This window comes from Acidobacteriota bacterium (assembly GCA_019347945.1).
In the GTDB taxonomy this organism is placed as follows: Bacteria; Acidobacteriota; Thermoanaerobaculia; order Gp7-AA8; family JAHWKK01; genus JAHWKK01.
In genome coordinates, this window is sequence record JAHWKK010000033.1 from 1 (window position 1) to 16100 (window position 16100).

At 60.4% G+C, this 16100-nt stretch carries 16 protein-coding genes; 6 read left to right on the forward strand and 10 right to left on the reverse strand.

All coding sequences use genetic code 11. The features are described from left to right. Positions 1-187 precede the first annotated feature (187 nt). Both KY459_15325 and KY459_15330 read right to left on the reverse strand, forming a co-directional pair. On the reverse strand, positions 188-814 hold the full coding sequence (locus KY459_15325; GenBank protein ID MBW3566080.1) for a hypothetical protein: 627 nt from the start codon (positions 812-814) through the stop codon (positions 188-190). Between the two features lie 152 nt (positions 815-966). Beyond that, the gene (locus KY459_15330; GenBank protein ID MBW3566081.1) at positions 967-2229 is read right to left on the reverse strand and encodes a phenylacetate-CoA oxygenase subunit PaaI; all 1263 of its coding nucleotides are present in this window, start codon (positions 2227-2229) and stop codon (positions 967-969) included. A gap of 101 nt (positions 2230-2330) precedes the next feature. On the opposite strand from KY459_15330, the gene KY459_15335 reads away from it, so the two are divergent. The 3 genes from KY459_15335 to KY459_15345 all read left to right on the forward strand — a co-directional run bounded on the left by KY459_15335 (position 2331) and on the right by KY459_15345 (position 5953). Continuing rightward, a complete protein-coding gene (locus KY459_15335) occupies positions 2331-4205 on the forward strand; it encodes a GAF domain-containing protein (GenBank protein ID MBW3566082.1) in 1875 nt (624 codons plus the stop codon). Positions 4206-4292: 87 nt separating this feature from the next. Next, the gene (gene ispH, locus KY459_15340) at positions 4293-5156 is read left to right on the forward strand and encodes a 4-hydroxy-3-methylbut-2-enyl diphosphate reductase (protein ID MBW3566083.1); all 864 of its coding nucleotides are present in this window, start codon (positions 4293-4295) and stop codon (positions 5154-5156) included. Continuing rightward, positions 5153-5953 (forward strand): DUF3108 domain-containing protein, encoded by an 801-nt coding sequence (locus tag KY459_15345; protein MBW3566084.1) that lies wholly within the window; start codon positions 5153-5155, stop codon positions 5951-5953. Before ispH ends, KY459_15345 begins: the two co-directional genes overlap by 4 nt. Positions 5954-6211: 258 nt before the next feature. On the opposite strand, the gene KY459_15350 is transcribed toward KY459_15345, so the two are convergent. From KY459_15350 to KY459_15370, 5 genes are all read right to left on the reverse strand, one after another. Then, complete coding sequence (locus KY459_15350) at positions 6212-9505, reverse strand: error-prone DNA polymerase (GenBank protein ID MBW3566085.1); 3294 nt, start codon at positions 9503-9505, stop codon at positions 6212-6214. Between the two features lie 33 nt (positions 9506-9538). After that, positions 9539-9946 carry a four helix bundle protein gene (locus tag KY459_15355; protein ID MBW3566086.1) on the reverse strand — a complete coding sequence of 136 codons (408 nt, stop codon included), beginning with the start codon at positions 9944-9946 and terminating at the stop codon, positions 9539-9541. 91 nt (positions 9947-10037) lie between these two features. Next, positions 10038-11558 (reverse strand): DNA polymerase Y family protein, encoded by a 1521-nt coding sequence (locus tag KY459_15360; protein MBW3566087.1) that lies wholly within the window; start codon positions 11556-11558, stop codon positions 10038-10040. A gap of 48 nt (positions 11559-11606) precedes the next feature. Continuing rightward, positions 11607-12038, reverse strand: coding sequence for a four helix bundle protein (locus tag KY459_15365; GenBank protein MBW3566088.1), 432 nt, complete (start codon positions 12036-12038; stop codon positions 11607-11609). 158 nt (positions 12039-12196) lie between these two features. After that, positions 12197-12988: a DNA recombination/repair protein RecA gene (locus KY459_15370; protein MBW3566089.1), complete on the reverse strand. Its 792-nt coding sequence runs from the start codon at positions 12986-12988 to the stop codon at positions 12197-12199. Between the two features lie 108 nt (positions 12989-13096). Here KY459_15370 and KY459_15375 point away from each other — a divergent pair, with 108 nt between their 5' ends. Together KY459_15375 and KY459_15380 are read left to right on the forward strand one after the other, a co-directional pair. Beyond that, positions 13097-13342, forward strand: coding sequence for a hypothetical protein (locus tag KY459_15375; protein MBW3566090.1), 246 nt, complete (start codon positions 13097-13099; stop codon positions 13340-13342). After that, on the forward strand, positions 13311-13829 hold the full coding sequence (locus tag KY459_15380) for a PIN domain-containing protein (protein ID MBW3566091.1): 519 nt from the start codon (positions 13311-13313) through the stop codon (positions 13827-13829). Before KY459_15375 ends, KY459_15380 begins: the two co-directional genes overlap by 32 nt. A 33-nt stretch (positions 13830-13862) precedes the next feature. On the opposite strand, the gene KY459_15385 is transcribed toward KY459_15380, so the two are convergent. Then, the gene (locus tag KY459_15385; protein ID MBW3566092.1) at positions 13863-15152 is read right to left on the reverse strand and encodes an RNA polymerase subunit sigma-24; all 1290 of its coding nucleotides are present in this window, start codon (positions 15150-15152) and stop codon (positions 13863-13865) included. Next, positions 15109-15459 carry a YciI family protein gene (locus KY459_15390; protein ID MBW3566093.1) on the reverse strand — a complete coding sequence of 117 codons (351 nt, stop codon included), beginning with the start codon at positions 15457-15459 and terminating at the stop codon, positions 15109-15111. The genes KY459_15385 and KY459_15390 overlap by 44 nt, the downstream gene beginning before the upstream one ends. On the opposite strand from KY459_15390, the gene KY459_15395 reads away from it, so the two are divergent. Continuing rightward, positions 15458-15634 carry a hypothetical protein gene (locus KY459_15395; protein MBW3566094.1) on the forward strand — a complete coding sequence of 59 codons (177 nt, stop codon included), beginning with the start codon at positions 15458-15460 and terminating at the stop codon, positions 15632-15634. The genes KY459_15390 and KY459_15395 overlap by 2 nt on opposite strands. Positions 15635-15727: 93 nt before the next feature. Here KY459_15395 and KY459_15400 read toward each other — a convergent pair whose 3' ends face one another. Then, positions 15728-15946 carry a hypothetical protein gene (locus KY459_15400; protein ID MBW3566095.1) on the reverse strand — a complete coding sequence of 73 codons (219 nt, stop codon included), beginning with the start codon at positions 15944-15946 and terminating at the stop codon, positions 15728-15730. Positions 15947-16100 lie beyond the last annotated feature (154 nt).

A 16100-nucleotide genomic window follows, 5' to 3' on the forward strand; every position in this document is an offset into this window, starting at 1 on the left:
GTGGTGTGGGCAACCTTTCTTTTTATTTTTTTTATTTTTTTGTTTCTTTTTTTGGCTGTTTTTTTGTTTTGGTTTGTGGTCGGGGTTGTCTTTTATCTTTCATATAAACTATAATTATCATTTTTTTGCCGACGTTTTTTTTTTTTATTTAAAATTTTCACCCCCGACCCCGTATCCGCGACCGGGTTCAGACCCCGTATCCGAAGCGGATCTCGTAGATCGGCCGGCCTTCCTCACGATATTTCGCTTCGTAGTTGGTTCGAGGCTCTCCCGCGGTGAGCTCGCCCGCCTGGATGGCGAAGACCTTCTCGAACTCCGGAACCGCCGACTCGAAGTACTCCCGGTGGTCGGTGGCGAAGACGCCCCAGGCATCCGGCTTCATGGTGCGACGGATCTCGAGAAGCTTCTGCTCGCGCGCAATCCGTCGCTTCTTCTCCTTTTTGCGCGGCCACGGATCGGGGAAGTAGATGTGCACCTGATCGACCGTCTCATCGGGAAGCATCCTTTTCACGACGGCTTCGGCGTCGAAGTTCACGATCCGTGCGTTGATGAGGCTTCGCTTCTCCAGGCGGTTGACGATGATTCGGTAATAGTGAAGCGATTTCTCGATCCCGATCCAGTTGATTCCGGGGAGTTGCTCGGCGCTTCGGATCAGAAAGGAGCCCTTTCCGGATCCGATCTCGAGGGCGAGGGGATGGTCGTTGCCGAACTCGGTCCGCGAATCGAGCGGAACGAAGCCGCGGTCTCGGGGATTGATCCCGAGAAGACTGGATGGCTCGAGCGCGTCACGCTCGGTGATCGAAGGAATGGTCAAGGCAGGAACCAGGAGTCAGGATCCAGGATTCGGTGAAAGGCCTTCAGGAGGAGGGTCGAGGCCCGGTTGATCGGAAGACGAGGTGAGAGACGTCTCATCGAGGCTCTCGCAATTTCCTCCGGATCCTGAATCCTGGCTCCTGATTCCTGCCTTCACCAGCCGTAGCTGCCGCCGCCCGCCTGAGGTTCTTCGCGGCCGAGAAGCATCGCCGAGTACTTTTTGAAGTCGTCCGTGTCCAGGTAGTAGTCGGGAAGCCGCGGCTTGAGATAGGCGAGATACTCCTCGCCTGGGATCGGCTTGCCGCCGGATGTGATCAGTTCTCCGTAGACGTCGTACGGCATCAGGACGATCTCCTCCATGCCGCGAGAGCGGAAGAATCTCGTGTCCGGAGCCATCAGGAGATCCTCCGGCTTCACGCCGCGCTGAGTTTCCTGCGTGTCCTGAACTTCACGAACGAGACTTCTCGCATCCGGCGCGGTGATCTCTTTCACGAGGGCCTGAACGATCGCGACGTTGGTCAGCTCGATCAGCTCGCGGACCTCGTTGTGGTACTCCGACTGGGCCGTGCCGTTCTTCCGGTCCTTGAAACCGAATGCGACGGCGGTCTCCCCGCCATGTTCGTTGCCGAACATCTCGAGACCTCTGGGAATCCAGACGTTGAGATGTCGCTGAATGTCCTCGATCGAGAAGTCGCCCTTGCCTTCAGTTGCCATGACGGCGATGTCGCGAAGGAACACACGACCCGATCCGATGTGGAATCCCTCTTCCGAGAGCATCGGTCCCATCGACCGGGCCATCGGAGCATAGGAGAAGACCTTCTGCATCTCGAGCTGGTATTTACCGACTAGGTCGATGACTGTGGCGAAGACGACGTTGTCGAGGAAGTTGTTGAACGGAATGTTGAAAGCGTCGAGGACGTGCTGTCCCAGCTCCATGGCGAGAAGCTCGTCCATGGTGTCTTTCGCGACATCGGGATGTCCCGGCTTTTTCCAGCTCGGGTCGGCGGACAGGACCCAGAACATCTGATAGCCGTGCCTCAGCTCTTCGGCCATGATGCGGAGCACCGAGACTTTCATCTGATCGGTCGGTGCTTTCTCGAGGGTGAGGCGGTGCTGCTGGATCGAACCGAGCTCCGTCGAGGCCTGCGCCCGAATGATGTCGCGGGCGGAGTAGAACATGTTTCCCGTCATCTCACCGGCGTTCTCGATTTTTGGTTTGCCGGTGAAGCGTCCGTATTCGATGTCGTCGCTCTTGAGCTTGCCCACCTTTGCGACGAGCTCGAAAGGGGTCTGGCTTGCGAAGTACTTCGTCCAGTTTCGGAGCAGAAAATCGAGCTCCGGGAAGTTCTTCTTCTGCCACGAGACGATCGCCTCGTGGTATTTGGGTTCGATCCTGTCGGTTTCGTATCGTGCCAAATCACCCTCCTATGGAATCGCGACGGTCATAACGCATTGAGATCCGGGAGCATTCTCCCGAGATCGCAATGGAGGATCAATCATGTCAGAATGAAGGACCAATGGTCTCGATCGTCGTTCTGCATCCACCTGATCTGGACCTCTCCGGAATGGAGGGTTCGAAGAACGTGCAGAGGACGACGACCCTCGACGAGAGCAGACTCAACGGCGCCCAGCTGGTAGCCGTGATTCGAGGGAAACCCCCGGCGCGCCTTCCGGATGATGCCGTCATCGTGCAGGTGGGCAATGGACCGGCCGAGAGCTTCATCACGCTGCCGGAGGATTCGTCGCCTGACGTCATTCAGTCGGCTGTGCGAAGCGCGGTTCGCGCAGCGGCCGATCGACAACGCACCAGGGAGCTCGAGAAGAAGCTGGCTGCGCGAACGGCCGAGCTCGAGGAAATCAATGAGGTCGGGATGGCGCTGTCGACCGAGCGCGACCACGACGTGCTTCTCGACATGATCCTGCGCAAGACGCGGGAAGTCACGCGATCCGACGCCGGCTCGCTCTACCTGCTGGATCAGGTGGCCGATGGAGAGAGCGTTCTTCGATGGAAGGTTGCACAGAACGATTCGCTCGAGGTCGACTTCGACGAGCAGATTCTTCCCGTCACCAAGAAGAGCGTCGCGGGATTTGTCGCGCTCACCGGCGAGACTCTGGTGATCGACGACGCGTACGAAATCCCGGAGGACGTCGAATATGGATTCAATTTCTCGTTCGACAAGGCGACCGGATACCGGACGAAATCGATGCTCGTCGTCCCGATGAAGAATCAGAAGAACGAGATCACGGGCATCCTCCAGCTGATCAATCATCGCCTTCCCGACGCACCCAGGAGCCCGCTGAATGCGGACAACGTCGACGCGAGGGTCGAAGAGTACGGACCGCATACGATCAGCGTCGCACGGTCACTCGCCGGACAGGCGGCGGTCGCAGTCGAGAACAACCTTCTCTACGACTCGATCGAACGTCTGTTCGAAGGGTTCGTCACTGCGGCGGTCACCGCGATCGAGCAGCGAGACCCGACGACGTCCGGACACTCGTTCAGAGTCGCGGATCTGACCGTCGGGCTCGCACAGGTGCTGGACCGAGTCGAGACCGGACGCTTCCGGGAAATCCGCTTCACGCCGGAACAGGTCAAGGAGATCCGTTACGCGTCGCTGCTCCACGACTTCGGCAAGGTCGGCGTCCGCGAACAGGTGCTCGTCAAGCAGAAGAAGCTCTACCCGATGCATCTCGATCTCATCCGCTCCCGGTTTCACTACCTGGTGAAGTCGACGGAAGCCGAAGTTCTGCGAAGGCATTTCGAGGCGATCTGTAAGGGGAAGAAGGTCGTCGATGAAGCAATGCTCGAGCAGCTCGACGCCGAGCTGAAGTCGGAGATCGACGAGCTCCTCCAGTATTACGAAAGCGTGGCGAGCTCCAACGAGCCAACCGTACTTCCGGAGGGCAACTTCGAGATCCTGCAGCAGATCGGAAGCCGGGAGCTCGTCGATCCGCTCGGACAGAGGCAGACACTCCTCTCTCCCGAGGAGGTCCGGGTTCTCTCCATCCGGAAGGGAAGCCTCGACAACGACGAACGGAAAGAGATCGAGAGCCACGTCACACACACCTTCCACTTCCTGTCGAAGATCCCGTGGACGCGCGAGCTCAGCCGCGTTCCGGAGTATGCCTACGGGCACCACGAAAAGGTCAACGGGAGGGGATATCCCAGAGGCCTCGAAGGAGAGTCGATTCCGATTCAGAGCCGGATGATGACCGTCTCCGACATCTACGACGCGCTCACGGCGAAGGACCGGCCGTACAAGAAGGCGATACCGACCGAGCGTGCGCTCGACATCCTCAACATGGAAGTGAAGGACGGACTGCTCGACGAGGATGTCGTCGATCTCTTCGTCGAAGCAAAGGTCTACGAAAAGGGTACGTTACGCCATTGAAACGTGGCCCGGAGCTGCGGGGGAACCTGCAATGTTTCTGATACGTCAGAGGTTGGAAAGGACCGACGAATCACGAAAGGCTGCAGATTGAAGGTCAAACGCGCAGAAAAATACGGCTTCTGTTCCGGCGTCCGCATTGCGGACATGAAGGTCAAGCGTTTCGCCCGGAAGGGCGGAACCGGCTCGATCCTCGGGCAGGTCGTCCATAACGAACGAGTCGTCCAGGAGATGGCTGATCTCGGCGTGTCCACGGTCGATTCGATCGAGGAGACGACGGGCCCGACAATCGTCTTCTCTGCGCACGGGGTGCCCCCTTCCTTTCATGAACGTGCGACGAAGACAGGCCTCGAGGTTCTCGATACCACCTGCAAGTTCGTCTACGACATCCACAGGGAGTCCGACACCGCACGTGACGAAGGATGGCACCTGGTATTCATCGGTGACCCGAATCATCGCGAGGTGATCGGCTATACGAACGACCTCGATCCGTCGCGCTACCACATTCTCTCGACGGTCGAGCAGGCCGAGGCGATCGACTGGAGCCGATATCCGAAGATCAAGGTCTTCTACCAGACGACGCTCAACGCGGAAGAGTTCGAGCCCGTCGTCCGGGTGATCGAGGCGAAGGGAGCAGAAACGGCTCGCGCGGATACGATCTGTTACGCCACCAAAGAAAATCAGGAGGCTGCAAAGGCTCTGGCCGGTGATCCCGAGGTCGACGTCATCGTCGTCGTCGGTGGCAAGAAGAGCGCGAACACGCGGCACCTCTATGAGATCTGCCGGGCGATCAAGCCGTCCTATCTGGTTCACGAGGTCGAAGACATTCAGCCGGAATGGTTCGAAGGCGCGAGCGTGGTCGGCCTCACGGCCGGCTCATCGACGCCGGACTACATGATCGACGAAGTCGAGGCGAGCATCACGGGTGTACGGGAGGAAGTGGAAGCCTCATGAAGAGAAGACTGGCGTTTCTGGCGGCGATCGTCATCGCTGCCAGCATGGCGGTGCATGCCGCTCCGAAGACCGTTCCCCTCGACGAGGAGCTCAGGTACGACTGGCGTCTCAGAGGACCCCTTTCGTGGGTCGCGGCGATCGCGTTTCCCACGTCCGGAACCGGGAATCTCAGGACGAGCGTTTCGCCGCGCGACACGGTCGAGACCGAGCTCACGATTCGCGCCAGGAAAGGCTCGGACTTCTACCGGTACGAATCCGAGATCGAGCGAGAATCGATCAAGACACTGATGTCGTATCACGGCTACGCGTGGGGTGACAAGGAGAAGGAGGAACGGACATTCTTCGACTACGTGAAGAAGGTCGCCCGGATCTTCAAGCGCTCCTACAAGAAGGAAGACGAGACGAAGGAAGAGGCGATCCCGGGACGTCCTTTGCGGGATGTCCTCACTGGGATCTACTATCTCCGAATCAACTCCGACGCCTTCACGAAACCGGTCAACGCCGAGATCTACTCGGACGGGACGATGTACCCGGTGGTGTTCAAGCCCCTCGGTGTGAAATCGATGAAGTTCGAAGGAGCAAAGGGCACCGTTCGAGGATTCGAGATCACCGCACGGCCGGGAGACGAAAAGAGGTGGCCGGGTGGAGTCGAGGTCTGGTTCACCACCGATGAGCGGAAGATCCCGGTTCAGATCTCGATCAATCAGACTCTTGCGAATCTCCAGCTCGATCTGGCCTCGATCGAGAAAACGGGAAGCGCTCCGAAGCCGACGGCCTTCGTCCCTCCCGGACGCTAGAAGCAGGAACCAGGAAGCAGGAGCCAGGATCCAGGAAGCAGAATCCAGCAAGCAGAGTCAACTTTTTTCACGAGCCTCCCCCAGATCTTTCGCCGTCCTTCGGCGGCTCAGGATGACGAGGGGTAGGTTTCTCCGAGAGCAAACATTCGTCCATGATCGTCGCTTCGCCAAAACACAACATTCGTCATTATTCGCGCGTGCTCCGCCGAGCTCTGTCTCCTGAATCCTGAATCCTGAATCCTGATCCTGTCTCCTGGCTCAATGAAAGTCGTGGCTGTCGATTCTCGCGAAATCGAGGACTGGCCAGAATCTTTCGGCACGCAGCGACGGTTGACCCCCTTCCTTCTGCAGAATCCCTTCGACGATCAGTCCGGGTGAGGTGACAATTGTCGAGCGATTGTCCCGGAAGAGGCTCGGATTGACGATCGCCTGCGCCATTCCGGTCTCGTCCTCCAGGGTGAGGAAGACGAAACCCTTCCCCGTGGCAGGCCGCTGCCGAACGATGACGGCGCCGGCAGTCCGCACCCGTTTTCCTCCCGGCTCCCGCAAAAGCTCTGCTGCGGAGAGGACACGCTGACTTTTCAGACTCGACCTCAGATGTTCCATCAGATGAGGGCCCGTCGTGAGCTGCGTCGCATGGTAATCAGCGACCGTCTCTTCGAGAGCGGACATCTCGCTCAGAGGGGAAGCTCTGAGCGATCGATCGCTCTTCTCGAAGAGCACGCCGGCTTCTCTGGCAACCCGCGCAACCTGCCACAGCGCGGACCGGCGAGTCTGTCCGAATCCGGAGAGAGCGCCGGCCCATGCGAGCCGGGTCAGCTGATCCTGTCCCGTACGGCATCGCATCTCCAGATCCTCGATCGATTCGAAGTCTCCGTTCGCACGCGCCTGCTCGATTCTCCGGCCCACCTGCTCGCGCAGACCATTGACGTATCGCATCCCCAGCCGGACGCTTCCTTCCTCCCATGAGCACTCCCACCCCGATCGATTGACGTCGACGGGAAGGACGCTCACGCCGTGTCGCTGCGCATCCTTGATGAGCGTCGCGGGGTGGTAGAAGCCCATCGGCCAGGAATTGAGCATCCCGATCAGAAAAGCCGCGGGATGATGAGCTCGAATGTAAGCGCTTGCATAAGCAATCAGCGCGAAGCTGGCGGCGTGCGATTCCGGAAACCCGTACAACGCAAACGAAGTGATCGACTGGACGATCTGATCCTGTGCCTTGCCGGTGATGCCGTTGGCTTCCATTCCGGAGCGGAGCTTCATCTCGATCAGCTGCATCTTCTCGACCGAGCGTTTGAACCCCATCGCCCTACGCAGCTCTTCGGCTTCACCGCCCGAGAATCCGGCGGCCACCATCGCGATGCGAAGCAGCTGCTCCTGAAAGAGGGGAACTCCGAGGGTTCGTTTCAGGATCGGCTCGAGTGAAGGATGGGGGTACTCGACTTCTCGCTTCCCCTGGCGCCGGTCGAAGAAAGGATGCACCATGCCGCCGACGATCGGACCGGGTCGGATGATCGCGACCTGAATGACGAGATCGTAAAACTTTTCCGGCCGGTTTCTCGGAAGCGAGGCCATCTGCGCACGGCTCTCGACCTGAAAAACCCCGACCGTGTCGGCCTCGTTCAGCATCCGATAGACCAGCGGATCGTCCTGCGGGAGATGGGCGAGGTCGACCTCGGTTTTCTCGTTCTCCCGGATGATCGGGATCGCGCGCTCGAGCGCGGCCAGCATTCCGAGCCCGAGAAGATCGACTTTGATGATGCCGAGATCGGCGCAGTCGTCCTTGTCCCACTGAATGACCACTCTGCCGGGCATCGAAGCCGGCTCGAGCGGAACGACCTCATCGAGCCTACCGCTCGTCATGACCATTCCTCCCGAATGCTGACCGAGATGGCGGGGAAGGTTCTGGATCCGTTGCCACAATCCGATCAGATGCCGCACACGTCCGTCGTCCGGATCGAGTCCTGCCGACTGCAGCTCCTTCTCCAGGCCGGTCACGGTTTCGCGGATCTCGCCGAATGTCCACCGGCCGACCTGTTTCGCGAATCGGTCGATCTGTTCCGGCGAAAAGCCGAGCGCCTTGCCCACTTCCCTCGCTGCGGAACGCTCCCGGTAGGTGATCACGTTGGCCGTCATCGCGGCGCCACGTTCGCCATATCGGTCGTAGACGTATTGAATCGCGCGCTCACGCTGATCGCCGGACGGAAGATCGAGATCGATGTCCGGCCATTCACCTCTCTCCTCCGAAAGAAATCGCTCAAAGAGAAGCTCCATCTTCACCGGATCGACCGCCGTGATCGAAAGCGCGTAGCAGACCGCGCTGTTCGCCGCCGATCCGCGACCCTGAACGAGAATGTTCTCCCGGAGGCAGAACTGAACGATGTCCCAGACGATGAGAAAGTAGCCGGCGAGATCGAGCTTTTCGATCATCGTGAGCTCACGATCGATCTGCGCCTGCGCTTTCACGGTCAGCGGACGGAAGCGCGCCCGTGCACCGTTCCAAGTGATCTGCCGCAGATACGACATGGCGGTCTCGCCCGGAGGAAGAGGGTAGTCGGGGAAGCGATAACCGAGGTTGGCGAGGGTGAAGTCGAGCTCGGAGGCGAGCTCGATCGATGCATCGATCGCATGCGGAAGATCCGAGAAGAGCGTGCACATCTCCGCGGCGGATCGGACATGCCGCCCTGCATTCTCCTCGAGCAGCGTCCCCGCCGCATCGAGATTCGTTCCATGCCGGATGCACGAGAGAACATCCGCGAGCTCCCGGTCACCAGGAGCCGCGAAGCGGACGGCATTGGTCGCGACCACCTGCAGCCGGTGATTCCGTGCGATGTCGATCAGCGCCTGGTTGCGATGCTCCTGTTCCCTCAGATGGTGACGCTGCAACTCGACGTGTACGTGATCCGAGAAGATCGCCTTCAGCTTTCCGATCAGATCGGAGGCGGCGCCGATGCCACCGTGGCGTAGCGTCCGCGCGACGATTCCATCCGAGCCTCCCGTCAGACAGTGCAGCCCCGACGCGTAGCGTTCGATCATCTCGAGATCGAAGCGCGCCTCTCCCTTTTCATTCGCGAGCGCCCCTTCGGTGATCAGCCTGCAGAGATTCCGGTAGCCCTCCCGTCTTCGGACGAGTAGCGACAGCCGCGCTTCTCCAGCCGCGGATCGCTCCCCGGGGCTCACGAGTCGAAGAGATCCGAGCGGATTCGTCTCGTTCAGAACCAGATCCGCACCGACGAGCGCTCGAATCCCTGCTCGTTTGGCCGCCGTGTGGAATCGCGGCGCACCGTACACGCCATTCACCTCGATCAGCGCCGCCGCCGGCAGTCCTCGGGCAGCCGCATGCTCGATCAGATCCTCCGGAAGCGACGCCCCTTCGAGGAACGAGAAGGCCGACTGCATTCGCAGTTCGACGTAGTCGCGAGGACTGCCGCGATGCGCCCGCGGCTTCCACGCGCGCTGGCGCAGCCCCTCCTTCCTCGCACCGGACGAGGCCGTCGGCAGTTTGCCTCCGAGGGTTCGGGATGGTGGTGTTGATGAGCTCTGGCGCATTTGAAGAAGGGATCAGGGATCAGGGATCAGGGATCAGGGATCAGGTTGTGAGACGAGGAGAACCCGTCGTTGTCGATTCACGAGTGCGTCGCTTTCGAGACTCTCGCGAAGTCCGATGAGCATCCTGCCGATTTCTCGTATTTTCTCGGTCAGTACCTCCGCGATCTGAGCAGGCAGATACACTAGATGTTGTGAAAGTAAAATCTGCGTTTCGATCTCTGCCAGCGACCCGGAGGCAATTGATATAAATCTCAGATATTCTTTGCGGCTGCGACGGCCATTGCCTTCGGCGATATTGCTTGGAATCGAAATGGCCGAGCGTCGGATCTGGGCCGTCAGTCCGTAGCACTCTTCCTGTGGGAAAATCGACGTAGCTTTATAGGTCTCGACAACGAGATCCATCGACTTCTGCCAGACTTTCAGTTCCTTGAATCGACCCATTTTCTTCTCCTTTCGGTTATTTGCTTTGCTGATCCCTGATCCCTGATCCCTGATCCCTGATCCCTGATCCCTGATCTCTGATCCCTGCCTCTCAGTCATACATCCCGTCGGCAAACCATTTCTCCTTTGTCGAGTCGTAATAGATCCGGTAGAGCCCGCCGCGTGCGAGCTCGACGTCCCAGTAACTTCGCTCCACCGGATGGTCCGACCACCACCCTTCTTCCAGACGCCACGGTCCCGAAGCCACCCGAACCGCTCCCTCGATGCGCGACTCCTTCGAGTCGAGCGGGCGAAGTCGCACGGGGCGGGTCTCCCGAGAGGTGTCGAGCTCGAGGATCACCTCGAGCTCGACGGGAGGGCGGATCGTCCGGACGGTGAGGAGTCCCCGGTGCGGTGCCGGATCCCGCCGGTTCATCGGAGGAGGGGGAGGGTCGAAGGCGACGAGATTGAATCGTTCGGGAGACCGGCTGTCGACCGTTCGTGGCGAGCCGACCCGCTCGCGGCTGACCATTGAGCTGAGCCGCGCAATCGTCGTTGCGATCCTGTCGGGCGACATCGCGGGCGGACCGAAAAGCGACATCTGCGCGGTCCGAGGCCGGTCCGGATGTGCCGTGAAGAGGAAGCCGGTGACCGGCGCCCCCGGCGGTGTCGCTTCGAGCTCGAGCCTGACGAAGGTCAGCAGCGTTTTGACCTCTCGAGTCGGAGTCGGCAGCCGGATCGTTCGATCGTGAAAGCCGTCGGGCTCGAGGCGGAGCGACACCTCGAGAATCCTGCAGGAAAACCCGAGCGACTCCATCCGGCGGCAGAGCCGGTCGAGCGCCGCATTCGCGACGAAGAGAAACGGCTCGAGAGCCACCAGCGGCCACTCCAGATCCATCCCCTCGCTGAACTCCGGCGGCGGCACGCGCGGAATGATCGGAGTCGGATCGAATCCTCGTGCGGAACAATGAAGCTGCCGGCCGGTCTCGCCCAGCCGCGTCGCCACTTCCGCTTCCGAAAGATTCGCGAGCTCTCCGATCGAACGGATCCCCCATCGGTCGAGCGTCCGTCCGATCTCGAGCCCGGGATCGAGACGCTCGATCGGAAGCGGCGCCAGGAACTTCATCTCGTCTCCCGGCTCGACGATCGTCGGAGACTCCGGAAGCTCGGCCGCGATCCGTGCCGCGAGCTTGCTCGCTGCGATTCCGACCCGCGCGCGGAGCCCTTCCCGTTCCGCCTCGTGCAAAGCCGAGGAGGCGAGCGCGCGCTCCGGATGATCCGAACCCGCGTAGTGCCGCTCGAGCCCCGAGATTTCCATGTAAGCCACTCCCGCCGCGCCGTCCTCGACACGGGGAGAAAGACGGGCCGCGACATCGAGAAGCGCTTCCTGCGCTGCTTTCTCGCAGTCGGCGTCGCGCCCTCGTGCGATGAGGCCGGGGACGATCGCACGCCCCTGGGGAAGCGTCATCCCGGCGCGCACCCCGAGCACGCGCGCCCGCTTCGAGGCGGCCGCGATGAAAGCGCGCGATCCATTCCCCTCGACGATGGCAACCGTTTCGGTCGCGAGCTCCGGCTCGCTTCGCAGCCGGGCAGCGAGAGGAAAGAGCGGAACGTAGAAGCAGGCGATTCGCATGGTTGAGCAGGAGCCAGGATTCAGGAGCCAGGATTCAGGAACCAGGATTCAGATTCCGGCGCCAGAGTTAGGTTGAAGTGATTTCCGGAGGCCGTTAAGCATTCGGCCTATTTCACGACAACATTCCATGGCGGGCTCGAGATCGGGATCTGGCAGATAGTTCAATCGCGAAGCCAGAATCATTTGAGTTTCGAGCTCGGCGAGTGACCCAAGTGCGATTGATAAATGATTCAGGTATGCCCCGGTCGAAGATCGCGCATGACCTTCTGCAATGTTTGAAGGAATCGATATCACCGAACGTCGAATCTGAGCTGTCAGTCCGAAAACTTCCTCGCGGGGCATTCCTTCAGTCAAGTGATAGATCTCGACTACGAGATCCATCGCTCTTTTCCAAACGCGCAGATGTTTGAAGCTCTTGATTTTTTTCGGATCAAATCCAGCATCCCTCACATCTTGCACTCCATTCCAATGCTGGTTCATGAATCTCCACGTCTGATTTCCATCCACACCACGACATTCGATCGTTGTTTCATCGAATCGTGAATCCTGAGTGTCTTTTGCTGAAGGCCTCACCATTTGATTACCTTTCTGAATCCTGGTTCCTGAATCCTGGTTCCTGAATCCTGGCTCCTGAATCCTCATATCCTCATCCGCAGCGACATTGCCGCGGACTGCGTCGTCGTTCGTGTCCGATGCTTCGCCAGATGCAGCCGGGAGCCGATCCCCGTCAGAAGCGAGGGCCCCGAGCCCCGCCGGTGCCAGAAGACCCGCTCCTGACGAGTCATCAGCGAGGCTTCTTTTCCAAGATTGCAGGCCGGCCACGGCGCCGAGACGAGGAGGATGCCACCGGTCGAGGAGGCAGCGCGCGAAAGTCGGAGCCACGCGGCATCGACCGGCCGCCGTCCGCGCAACCGGGTTCCGAGCTCCAGCACGACCAGAGGAAAGCCCGTCGTCAGCAGAAGCTCCGCCGCATTCACCGCATCGAGAACCCTCTCCGGACGCACCCACAGCAGGCGCTCGAGATCAACCCCCCCATCCTCGGCGTTTTTCGGATCGAGCGCATCCCCATGATCGACCAGAGCGACGTTCTCCCCCGAGGAGGTGATCGAAGCGAGCGCCGCGATGACGAGCGAGAATCGCCCGGAAGACCGATGGCCGTGAACCTCGGTCATCGATCCCCGCGGGAAACCGTGGAGAAGCGTGTCGAGCGAACGGATCGAGGAATGCTGCACCCCCGCTTCCCGCCGCTCCGTCGCCCGGACCAGATCCCTTCCGGTCATGAGCCTCCGCGCCAGCCCCTCCTCGAGATCAAGCCGCGCGAGCGGACCCCCGGAATCCCCTTTACTTTCCGTCACCGGTTCGACGGGGGCGGGTCGCAGAGCCCGGGGACGGTTCCAGTCGACGTCGAAAAGTAGAGCCTGAGAAGCCATGACGTCTCCCCAATATAGGCGGTAATGAGGCGTAAATCAAGCTTTCTGAATTCTTCACCACTTGGATTACGGAAATTCCTTAACCTGAAATCATGATACCATCATGACATGAGGAAAAAGGTCAGCACGGTCATCGAGGAGAGCTTGTTTCGGCGTACGAAAGTCGAAGCGCTCCGTCAGGAGGTCCAGATCAGCGATGTCATCACGGATGCTCTCGAAGCCTATCTCGATCAAAGGGGAAGCCCTCGCGGACCGGGAGGTATCGTGGCTCAGTCCTGGAGATCCATTCCGCTCGCTCGATCGCTCGTCGAGATGATCATGGATGAGGAGGAATACGATTCCGACACTCGATGAGATCCCGAACGGATCGCGAATCTTCATCGATGCATCCATTTTCATCTATCACTTCACGGGGGTCTCGAAGGAGTGCCGGCGACTTCTCGAGCGATGTGAACAGGGTGGGCTGGAAGGCATCGTTTCGGTGACCCTGCTCGCCGAAGTATCGCATCGACTGATGATGATCGAAGCAGTTTCGAAAAAGCTGGTCGAACCCGGCAATGTTGCGCAGAAGCTTCGATCGAAGCCGTCCCTCGTCCGGAAGCTCGGCTCATATCAGGAGCAGATCGACAGGATTCCCCTCATGGGGATCGAGGTCAGGCCGGTCGATCTGGCAACGCTGCATCGATCGAGAACGGGGCGTGAGTCGTTCGGACTCCTCACGAACGACTCGATCGTTCTCGCATCTCTCGAGGAGGTCGAAGCCGATGGGCTCGCGACCGGTGATCAGGACTTCCTGCGGGTCCGCGGTCTGAAAGTTTTCCATCCGAACAATCTCGGGTGATTCCGGGTCAGCTGTACGACTACGCCGGACCCGTCAGTTCGCCGGTTCCCGCTCTCCCGTTCTGCACTCTTCCAGCCGTTTTTCGAGATAGCGCCTCTCCGCCGGGCTGGTCACCAGCTCGATTGCCCGGGCGTAGGCGGCGGATGCTTCGTCGAATCGGCCGAGTCTGCGGAGGAGGTCCGCTTTCGACGCGGGGAGAAGGTGGTAGTTCCGGAGTGCGCCGCTCTCTTCGATCCGTGCGATCCAATCGAGCGAGCTCACCGGATCGGAAGCCATCGCGCTCGCCACCGCGGCGTTGAGCTCGACCACGGGGTTCCGGATGTAGCGGGGGAGGGCACGGTAGAGCAGCGCGATCTGCTTCCAGTCCGTCTCTGCGGCGTTCGGAGCCGTGCCGTGCAACGCTGCGATCGCGGCCTGGATCTGATACGGCCCCGGAGCAGCGACCGCGAGCGCCTCGTCGAGAATTCTGGTTCCCTCGTCGATCCGGCTCCGGTCCCACGCCTCGCGATCCTGATCCTCGAGCGGAACGAGATCGCCATCCTCCGAGATCCTCGCGGCCCGTCGCGCATCGGTCAGCAGAAGGAGCGCGAGCAGGCCCTTCGCCTCCGCCGACTCCGGCATCAGCTCGACGGCGAGTCGCGCGAGCCGGATCGCTTCTGCGACCAGATCCGGCCGGATCAGCGACACCGCCTCGGTCGATGCGTAACCTTCGTTGAAGATCAGGTAGATGACCGAGAGGACGGTGTCGATCCGTTCATCGAGTTTGTGACGCGGCGGGATCTCGAATGGGATGCCCGCCTCCCGGATCTTTTTCTTCGCGCGGACGATCCGCTGCGCGGTGGTCGGTTCCGGCTCGACGAAGGCGCGGGCAATCTCGCGCGTGGTGAGTCCTACGAGGGTGCGGAGGGCGAGTGCGGAGCTGGCTTCGGGGGAGAGGGAGGGATGACAGCAGACGAAGAGCAGCCGCAGACGATCGTCCTCGATTGCCGGGGGATCGGCGAAGGTGTCATACGCGGCGGCTTCGAGATCATCGGGCAGAGCAGCGCTTCGATCCCGCCGCATGCGGTCGATGGCGATGCGGCGCGAAACGGTGTTGAGCCATGCCCCTGGGTTGTCGGGGATGCCGTCGCGCTCCCACGACGCGAGCGCACGTGCCGTCGCCTCCTGCAGAGCATCCTCAGCAGTGTCTAGATCACCGGTCATCCGAACGAGGCCGGCGAGGACACGCCGGCCATCGGATCGGAAGACTTTTTCGACGATTCGCGCGAGGTGCAAGCGATCAGGCCCCCGCTCCGAGCGGGCGGATCTCCACAGCGCCCTCATGCATGCCGGGCATCTTCTCCGCCCATTCGATCGCCTGTTCCAGATTGTCGACCTCGATGACGTAGTAGCCGCCGAGCTGCTCGCGGGTCTCGGCGAACGGGCCGTCGACCGTGCGCGCTTTCCCGCCGGAGAAGCGGACGGTGGTGGCGGTCGAGGTCGGCTTTAGCTCCGCACCGCCGCGCATTGCCCCGGCCTTGTCGAGCGCCTCGCCGTAGCTCGTGTGCTCCGCGTAGATCTTCTCCATCTCTTCGCTGCTCATCGATTCCCAGCCGCTCTCGTCGCCGTAGATCAGAAGGATGTATTTCATGATGAATCTCCTCTCGTCATTTTGTACTACTACGGGATTGACGCACGAGGGGCCGGGGAATCGACATCTGTGGCGAAAAAATCGAAATCCGGTGAAAATTGCCACCGATCCCGTCGTGATCGAGGGAGAGATGGTCGCCGAGTACCAGGCGTTCTATGGGTTCGGCGGCGCTTGATGCTCGTCCCGCGTACGCACGAGAAAATTGCGAAGCCGGATTGAACGAGGCTGACGAAACCGTCTTACCCGATGGATGACGGTACGAACCCGTTCACCGGCGCTTACGCCGGCTGGCGATGATCAGCCCGATGCCACCGCCGATGAGCACTGCGCTGACGGCAGGGTGCACGAGCTCGCGACGCGTCGTTTCCACTCCGAACGAGACCTCTCCGACATCGAAGCCGTGCCGCTCACGCGAGGGGAGTGGAACGAAGAGTGACGTTACACCGAGTATGAGCAGAATCACGCCAATGATGAGCAAGGTGCGCATGAGCCGATATTCTAGGAGCCATTCCCGCACCGAGCAACTGGCTCATCGTCGAATGATCGCCACCGGATGATGCCACCAGATGATGGCAGGACGATCTTCAGCGCTGAGTCCCTGCGGCGGCGATCGATCTCTATATTCTACGGCTCGGGGTTGC